An 8,062-nucleotide genomic window follows, 5' to 3' on the forward strand; every position below is an offset into this window, starting at 1 on the left:
AACAAGCCCCACCGGGCCCCCAGGCCCCACGGCCCCGGCCCAGCGCGTTGCGCTCCGGCGGTGTGGTGGTTTCAAGGAAAATATGGCCCTAGCGCTTTTTGTGAAAGCGTGATCAGCTATTGAATTGGGAGTATCAGGGCCTCAAGGCGTGGACGCTGCGTGGGCCATGCGCTGGCGGGGGACAACGCAGGGCTGTGGTTTTGCGCACACAGCGTGGGGCGCTAGGGCGTCCTGTTTTGATAGCGGCATACGCTTTCAGAACAAGCGCTGGAGGCAATTTTGGCTTGATGTTCTTGGGGCGGGAGGGCCGCTTGTCCCGGCTCACGGGCCGTTTCAGCCTTTACAGTGCCCCAGCCGCAAGAACTGCACCGCCGAATGTGCAAGCGTGGTGACTGCGGTAACGGGAGGTTGATTTGAACAACGCGAATGACTCTGCGCAGGGCGCAATGCATGCTGTCTGGGAACGGATGGCAGGAAGCATGGCGGGGGTGATGCGGGGTGAAGCCACTTTTCCAACGCAGACGTCTAACTTGGCAAGTTCGTCCATGTTTGCCTGAACGAAGTCTGACCAAGACGGAGTCATGCCTCAAAGCCAGGTTCAAAGTTCAATCGTGTCCTCTTTTGAGAGGCAATCCGACTTTGCCCGAGGGCTGGCCGTCGCAGCGGGGGCAGCCTTCATGTATAACGGCCGCCGCTGCAGAGGGGGGACTTGTGTGTCGATTTATCAATTAAAACCAGCATTTCAAAATTTTCTCCGACCAGTCGTGCTGCGCTTGCATGGCTTTGGGGTGACGGCCAATCAGGTCACCGTGCTGGCATGTGTGATCTCGGTTGCACTGGGTTTCGGATTGTTTTTTTTGCAACCTTCGCCGTTGTCCTTTGCGCTCGTTCCTCTGTGGATGTTCGTTCGCATGGCCTTCAACGCCATTGATGGCATGTTGGCGCGTGAACACGGGCAGCAGACGCCGCTGGGTGCCTTCCTCAATGAGCTGACCGATGTGGTGTCCGATGCCGCGCTGTACCTGCCCTTTGCGTTGGTGTTGCCGAGCAACCCCTTCTGGCTTGGGCTCGTGATCGTGCTGGCCGGGTTGTCCGAGTTCGCGGGCGCGCTGGGCACAACCGTGGGGGCCAGCCGCCGTTATGACGGCCCCATGGGCAAAAGCGACCGGGCCTTTGTGTTTGGTGCGCTGGGCCTGGCACTCGCGCTGGAACTGCCCATGCCGACCTGGACGGCTTGGTTGATGCCCTTGCTGGCGTTTCTCATCGCGCTCACCACCGTGCGCCGCGTTCGTTCGGCGTTGGCCGAGCGTTCTGCCTAGTTTTTCCAACCACAAAAAAGGGAGCTTATGAACAGCACACGACAGGCGCAAGAGCGCCATTTCTCTACCCATGACGGGGTTTCGTTGTTTTACCGACACTGGTCGGCCACGGCAGCCAAGCGGCGCGGCGCGGTTCTGCTGTTTCATAGGGGGCATGAGCATGGCGCGCGCATGGCCCACCTCGTGGATGAATTGAACCTGCCGGAGTTTGACTTCTTCGCGTGGGATGCCCGCGGCCATGGCCGGTCCCCAGGCCAGCGTGGTCACAGCCCCAGCTTCGCTACCTCGGTGCGTGACGTTCAGACCTTTGTGGATCACATCGCCTCCGAACACGGTGTGGCCGTCACCGAGCAATACGTCATCGCGCAAAGCGTGGGTGCGGTGCTGGTGTCCACCTGGGTGCATGACTACGCTCCCGCCATACGCGGCATGACACTCGCTTCGCCCGCGTTCAAGGTGAAGCTGTACGTGCCATTCGCGCGCGCCGGGCTGGCCTTGATGCACAAGCTGCGCGGGCTGTTCTTCGTGAACAGCTATGTGAAGGCCAAGTTTCTCACCCACGACCCCGAGCGCATTGCCAGCTACAACACCGATCCGCTGATCTCGCGCCCGATTGCGGTCAATGTCCTGCTGGACCTGTACGCCGCGGCCGAGCGCGTGGTGACCGATGCACAGGCCATTGTGGCTCCTACGCAATTGCTCATCTCGGGTGCCGACTGGGTGGTGCATCACAAACCTCAGCACCAGTTCTTCGAGCGCCTGGGCAGTGCGGTGAAAGAAAAGCTGGAGTTGCCGGGATTCTTCCACGACACCCTGGGTGAGCGCGACCGTGCCAGCGCTTTGCAGGCTTTGCGCGGCTTTCTGCTCAAGCAGTTCGATGCCCCAGTCGCTCCCGTCAACCTGCAGCAGGCCGACCAGCACGGAGCCACGGCAGACGAAGCACGTGCGCTGGCCAAACCGCTCCCGCTCCTGTCTCCGCGCGGCCTGTACTGGGCTGCTACGCGTGCTGGTCTCAAGCTGGGTGGCTTGTTGTCCGATGGCGTTCGCCTGGGGCATGTCACCGGTTTCGATTCCGGAAGTACGCTGGACTACGTGTACCGCAACCAAGCCAAGGGTGTGCCGCTGGTGGGTGCCCTGATCGACCGCGCCTACCTGGACTCCATCGGCTGGAAGGGCATCCGCCAGCGCAAGTTGCATGTCGAAGAACTGCTGTGCGAGGCCATGCAGCGCTTGGCCGAGGCTGGGAGAGAGGTGCGGCTGATGGACATCGCAGCCGGGCATGGGCGGTACATCCTTGACGCCGTGGCTAGCAGCCCGGTTCCGGTGGCTTCGGTGCTGTTGCGCGACTACAGCGACATCAACGTGCGCGACGGGCAGGTGCTGATCGCACAGCGCGGCATGCAGTCCGTGGCCCGTTTTGAGAAGGCCGATGCGTTCGATCGTGCCCAGGTTGCCAGCGCCACGCCACGACCTACGCTGGTCACGGTGTCTGGTTTGTATGAGCTGTTCTCCGACAACGCCATGGTCGCCCGCTCTCTGGCGGGCGTTGCCGACGCGGTCGAGCCGGGCGGCTATCTGGTCTACACCGGCCAGCCATGGCATCCGCAACTGGAGATGATCGCACGTGCGCTCACCAGTCACCGCCAGGGCCAGGCCTGGGTGATGCGCCGCCGCACGCAGGCCGAGATGGATCAGCTCGTGGCCGCCGCTGGCTTCAGAAAGATCGCGCAGCGCGTTGATGAATGGGGCATCTTCACCGTGTCCTTGGCGGTGCGCGAGGCCACATGAACGCGCAGGGTTGCACCGTGATTGGCGGCGCACCCGGCGTCTGGCCGTGGCGACGTTCCGTCGCCTGGCTGGCTTTGCTGGGGCCGCTTTTCTACCTGACATATGGTCTGGCCAACTGGTGGGCGATGCAGCGCTGGGCTGCGGGGCAGGTGCCGTCGGTGGTGTTTGCCTGGGAGCGGCACATCCCGTTCTGGGACTGGACGATCTTCCCCTACTGGTCCATCAACGCCTTTTATGGCCTGTCACTGTTCCTGAGCCGTAGCAAGCACCGCATCGACCGCCACGCGGCGCGCCTGCTCACGGCCCAGTTTGTTGCCGTGGCCTGCTTTGTGACGTGGCCGCTGCATTTCAGTTTTGGGCAGCCAGAGGCCCATGGTGCAGCGGGCTTCTTGTTTGCCGCTTTGCGTGGTTTTGATCAGCCTTTCAACCAGGCTCCTTCATTGCACATCGCATTGGCGATCATCCTGTGGGACTGGTATCGCCCGTTGATGCGTCATGCTTGGCAAAGGGTGTTGCTGCACATCTGGACGCTCGCCATCTGCGCCTCGGTGCTCACCACCTACCAGCACCATTTCATCGACATCCCGACGGGTGCGTTGCTTGGTTTGCTCTGCGTGTGGCTGTGGCCGCTGGAGCGTGAGGTGGCGCTGCCGTCAGCATGGCGGTTGACCCGTGACGGTCAGCGGCTTAAGTTGGTCTTGCTTTACTTTCTCGGCTCAGTCGGTCTATTGGTGCTGGCACTGTGGAGAGGGGGCGGGGCGCTGTGGTTGACTTGGCCGGCGACTTCGCTGTTCTTGGTGAGTCTGAGCTATCTGGGTTTGGGGGCACGAGGGTTTCGCATGGCTCGCTCAGGGCAGATGCATTGGTCTGCACGGTGGTTGTTCGCCCCTTATTTGTGGGGAGCCTCGCTCAATGCCTGGGTCTGGACGCGTGCTTTGCCACCCAGGGTGGAAGTGGTTCCAGGGGTTTGGTTGGGGCGGCGCCCACGACATGCCGAATGGCTGGCCGCAGGGCAGCCCGCACTGGTGAGCTTGTGCGCCGAATTGCCTTTGAACGCGGCGGCTCGCCCCGTGAGCCGTTGTCTGCCCTTGCTGGATTTGGTGGTTCCCAGTCCGGCGCACCTGCAACGCGCAGCAAGTTTGGTACAAGCGCAGCGACGTGCCAGTGAGGGTGGTGTTGTATGGGTGTGCTGCGCTCTTGGGTTTTCGCGCAGTGCTGCTGCGGTCGTGGCCTGGCAATTGCTGTATCTGGGGCCGCCTGATTTGGCACTGGCTGAGGCCCGTACGCGCCAGGCGAGACCTCAGCTGGTGTTGGGTGCAGATTGGATGCGGGCCTTGACAAGCCTAGTCTTACAGTCGGTTGATGAAGGTGTCCGATGAAGGGGATGGCTTTCGGCGAGCAGGAGCGGGTTGACGCATTGGTGCTCTCGGCTTTATTGCATACCAGTGTCCGAGCTTTGGGTGCGTTGTCACTGGGATTGACGTTGCTGGCTTTTGTCTGTCGTGTGGCGTGGTCGCCCTCTATTGGCGTGGCCTGTCTGTTCGGTTTGGTGCTGCTGTGTGGTTTGGGGGCGTTGTATTTCTTATTCCGGCTGCTACTTGATGAGCGCCTTTTCGATCAGTTGGGTCATGGGCATATACCCAGCTTGCCCGTTCTGGATGCCGCGCTGACTCGCCTAGGCTTGCGTTCTGAATCCTTGCATGAGCGCACCTGGAGTGAGCGCCTGTGTGGCACGCGAAGCCTGTTGTACCGCTGCGCCTTTCTGGTTCTGTTGCAAACAGCGGCAGCTTTGTTGATCATTTTTAGTCAAGGGGTTTTGTGACTACTGTCGTATCTCCCGCCTCGCGCCCGCACGTTCTCCCTCCCACGCCGCCGCATGCCTCACAGTGGCGCCGCTTGGTGGCTGCGCTGGTCCGTTGGATCATCGTCTCCGGCGCGAACCTACTTACAGGTGTGCGTGCTGTGTGGTGCAGCTGGGGGCCATCAGCTGACCAGACTGTGTATTTCGCCAACCACTCCAGTCATGGCGATTTTGTGTTGCTGTGGGCGACCTTGCCTGCTGATTTGCGCAATTTCACCCGTCCCGTTGCGGGGGAAGATTATTGGAATCGGTCACCACTGCGGCGCTTCATCGGCAGTGACGTGTTCAACGCGCTGATGATTCCGCGTGAAACACGGACTGGCTGCCTTACAAGCGGTGATTCGCTAGCTCGAATGAGTGCCGCGCTCAAGGCTGGTGACTCGCTCATCATCTTCCCTGAGGGAACACGAAACACCGGCGATGCTGTTTTGCTGCCACTCAAAAGCGGCATCTACCACCTAAGTCAATCGTTCAGCCACGTCAAATTTGTCCCCGTGTGGATTGAAAATTTGAAACGTGTGCTTCCCAAGGGCACCTTTTTGCCCATACCGCTGGCTTGCAGCGTGCGTTTTGGTGCGCCCTTGAAGCTGGAGCTGCAAGAAGATAAAAAACTGTTTCTGCAGCGGGCACGGCAGGCGTTGCTAGATCTGCGACCTGAGTATGACCGTGAGGCAGAGTTGCCTTCGTCGTGTACCGCACAGGTAACAGACGAACCCGAGGCGGATGCATGAACGCAGGTGTTTTCTTTCACATCCTTACGCCAACGGGGTGGTTGTTTGTAGGTGTGACCGGTGTGCTGGTGCTTGCCTCAAGCATTGCAGCCGTGCTCAAGTGGCGCGTAGCCTACGGTGCTCCACACCCCGTGATCGACAACCTGATCTCCCGCATCAATGCCTGGTGGGTCATGGTGGGCTCCATTGGTCTGGCATTCCTGTTCGGTAAAAACGGTGTTGTGGTGCTGTTCTTCTTGATTTCGTTCTACGCCTTGCGCGAATTCATGAGCTTGGCCTACACCCGGCGCGGTGACTACACCGCCATGGCGGCAGCCTTCTACGTGGCGCTGCCCACGCAGTATTTCCTGGTGTGGATTGAGTGGTACGGTCTGTACTCGATCTTCATTCCCGTCTACGCCTTTTTGTTGCTGCCCATCTTGGCTGCCACAGGAGGGGACACCCAGCGCTTTCTGGAGCGCGCCGCTAAGGTGCAGTGGGGTTTGATGGTGAGCGTGTTCTGCATCAGCCACGTTCCGGCCCTGCTCACGCTGCCGGTGATCGGCTTTGAAGGGAAAAACATGCTGCTCATCGCCTTTCTGGTGATCGTTGTGCAGGGTAGCGACGTGCTGCAGTACATCTGGGGCAAGTTGCTGGGCAAGCGCAAAGTGGCTCCCGTGCTTTCTCCCTCCAAAACCTGGGAAGGCCTGATTGGCGGCGTGGCCAGTGCCACTCTGTTGGGCGCAGCTTTGTACGGCATCACGCCATTCACCCCGTTGCAGGCTGCTGGCATGGCGCTGCTGATTTGTCTTATGGGGTTTTTTGGTGGTCTGGTCATGTCGGCCATCAAACGCGATCGTGGGGTGAAGGACTGGGGCAGCATGATCGAAGGTCACGGCGGCATGCTCGACCGTACCGACTCTGTGATCTTTGCAGCGCCGGTGTTTTTCCACGCCGTGCGCTATTGGTGGGTACCTTGAACGACGGCTGGAAGGTCCCCATCACAGCGCTTCTCGGCTTCGCCAACAAGCCCCTCCGGGCCCCACGGCCCCACGGCCCCACGGCCCCCCCCTCTGTCACGATAGATGACCGCTCCGTGTGTAAAACCCGAAGAACCCTGGAGGGGGCAGGAAAGATGGAGAGATGCCGGTCTACAGTGAGCAATACAAGGAACAGCTGGTCAGAAAGCTGATGCCGCCAAGCAACCAAAGCGTGGCCCAAGTCAGCCGAGACAGTGGCGTATCAGTGCCAGCCTTGTACAACTGGAAGAAGAAATTTCAAGACAAAGGACACGTGGTGCCCGCAAAGTCATCGAGGCCCGAAGGCTGGGACTCCAAAGCCAAATTGGCGGCCATCATCCAGACGGCAGCCATGAACGAAGCCCAGCGCGCTGAATACTGTCGAGAACACGGGCTGTACGTGGAGCAACTTGAGGCCTGGAAACTGGCCTTCGAAGCCCTGGACACCAGCGAGCAGCCATCGAGCAAGGCAGAGCTGAGCGCACAACGCCAAAAGATCCGGCAACTGGAGAAAGACCTCACCCGAAAGGACAAGGCACTGGCAGAGACGGCCGCCTTGCTGGTGCTGTCAAAAAAAGTCCAGGCCATCTGGGGCAGCAAAGAGGAAGACTGATTGCTCTGGAGCTCAAACAGGTGGCCATGAAACTGATTGAAGAGGCCGTGACCTCAGGAGCGCGCCAACACAAAGCCTGCGAGGTGGTGGGCATCAGTGCGCGCACCGTGCGTCGCTGGAGCCAAGAGGGCAACGATTTGGTGGACAAACGGGCCCAGGCAGCGTGTCAACGCCAGCATCCGCAGGCACTGAGCGAACAAGAGAAGCAGGCGATGGTGCAGGTGTGCAACAGCGCTGAATTTGCCAGTCTGCCGCCGTCACAAATCGTGCCGCGTCTGGCCGATCGGGGCCAGTACCTGGCCTCCGAATCGAGCTTTTACAGAGTGCTCAAGGCATGCGGACAGCAGCACCACCGAGGCAAGGCGCAGCCACCCAAGAAGGTGGCTGCGCCGCAAGCCTGGGTGGCCACATCAGCCAACCAAGTTTGGAGTTGGGACATCACGTACCTGCCCAGCACGGTGCGGGGACAGTTCCTGCGCCTGTACATGGTGCTTGACGTCTTCAGCCGCCTGATCGTGGGCTGGGAAGTGCATTGGAACGAATCGGCAGAGCATGCCGGGCAATTGATCCGCAAGGCGTGTCTGAGCCAAGGGGTGAGCAAGGATCAACTGGCCCTGCACTCGGACAATGGCAGCCCCATGAAGGGCGCGACGATGCTGGCCATGCTGCAAGCGCTGGGGGTCATGCCATCGTTCAGCAGGCCTGGCGTGAGCAATGACAACCCGTATTCCGAAGCGTTGTTTCGCACGCTC

At 60.5% G+C, this 8,062-nt stretch carries 8 protein-coding genes; all 8 read left to right on the forward strand.

What is annotated here, in order from left to right; translation table 11 throughout:
• The first annotated feature begins 713 nt into the window (after positions 1-713).
• Complete coding sequence (locus ACYVB7_RS15490) at positions 714-1,319, forward strand: CDP-alcohol phosphatidyltransferase family protein (protein WP_460509330.1); 606 nt, start codon at positions 714-716, stop codon at positions 1,317-1,319.
• A 27-nt stretch (positions 1,320-1,346) separates the two neighbouring features.
• Positions 1,347-3,107, forward strand: coding sequence for a bifunctional alpha/beta hydrolase/class I SAM-dependent methyltransferase (locus tag ACYVB7_RS15495; RefSeq protein ID WP_460509306.1), 1,761 nt, complete (start codon positions 1,347-1,349; stop codon positions 3,105-3,107).
• Complete coding sequence (locus ACYVB7_RS15500; RefSeq protein ID WP_460509307.1) at positions 3,104-4,486, forward strand: phosphatase PAP2/dual specificity phosphatase family protein; 1,383 nt, start codon at positions 3,104-3,106, stop codon at positions 4,484-4,486. The genes ACYVB7_RS15495 and ACYVB7_RS15500 overlap by 4 nt, the downstream gene beginning before the upstream one ends.
• Positions 4,483-4,929, forward strand: a complete 447-nt coding sequence (locus tag ACYVB7_RS15505; protein ID WP_460509308.1) for a hypothetical protein — start codon at positions 4,483-4,485, stop codon at positions 4,927-4,929. The genes ACYVB7_RS15500 and ACYVB7_RS15505 overlap by 4 nt, the downstream gene beginning before the upstream one ends.
• 74 nt (positions 4,930-5,003) lie before the next feature.
• Positions 5,004-5,699 (forward strand): lysophospholipid acyltransferase family protein, encoded by a 696-nt coding sequence (locus ACYVB7_RS15510; RefSeq protein ID WP_460509309.1) that lies wholly within the window; start codon positions 5,004-5,006, stop codon positions 5,697-5,699.
• Positions 5,696-6,658, forward strand: coding sequence for a phosphatidate cytidylyltransferase (locus ACYVB7_RS15515; protein ID WP_460509310.1), 963 nt, complete (start codon positions 5,696-5,698; stop codon positions 6,656-6,658). The genes ACYVB7_RS15510 and ACYVB7_RS15515 overlap by 4 nt, the downstream gene beginning before the upstream one ends.
• A 163-nt stretch (positions 6,659-6,821) precedes the next feature.
• The gene (locus ACYVB7_RS15520) at positions 6,822-7,310 is read left to right on the forward strand and encodes a transposase (protein ID WP_460509311.1); all 489 of its coding nucleotides are present in this window, start codon (positions 6,822-6,824) and stop codon (positions 7,308-7,310) included.
• Between the two features lie 26 nt (positions 7,311-7,336).
• On the forward strand, positions 7,337-8,062 hold a 726-nt coding region (locus tag ACYVB7_RS15525), incomplete at its 3' end, for a DDE-type integrase/transposase/recombinase (protein ID WP_460509312.1).

It is taken from the genome of Hydrogenophaga soli (assembly GCF_054777695.1).

Excerpts from the sequence above, each read along its gene's own strand:
- ACYVB7_RS15500 (WP_460509307.1), top strand. The coding sequence starts at position 3,104 with ATGAACGCGCAGGGTTGCACCGTGATTGGCGGCGCACCCGGCGTCTGG.
- ACYVB7_RS15505 (WP_460509308.1), top strand. The coding sequence starts at position 4,483 with ATGAAGGGGATGGCTTTCGGCGAGCAGGAGCGGGTTGACGCATTGGTG.
- ACYVB7_RS15520 (WP_460509311.1), top strand. The coding sequence starts at position 6,822 with ATGCCGGTCTACAGTGAGCAATACAAGGAACAGCTGGTCAGAAAGCTG.
- ACYVB7_RS15515 (WP_460509310.1), top strand. The coding sequence starts at position 5,696 with ATGAACGCAGGTGTTTTCTTTCACATCCTTACGCCAACGGGGTGGTTG.
- ACYVB7_RS15495 (WP_460509306.1), top strand. The coding sequence starts at position 1,347 with ATGAACAGCACACGACAGGCGCAAGAGCGCCATTTCTCTACCCATGAC.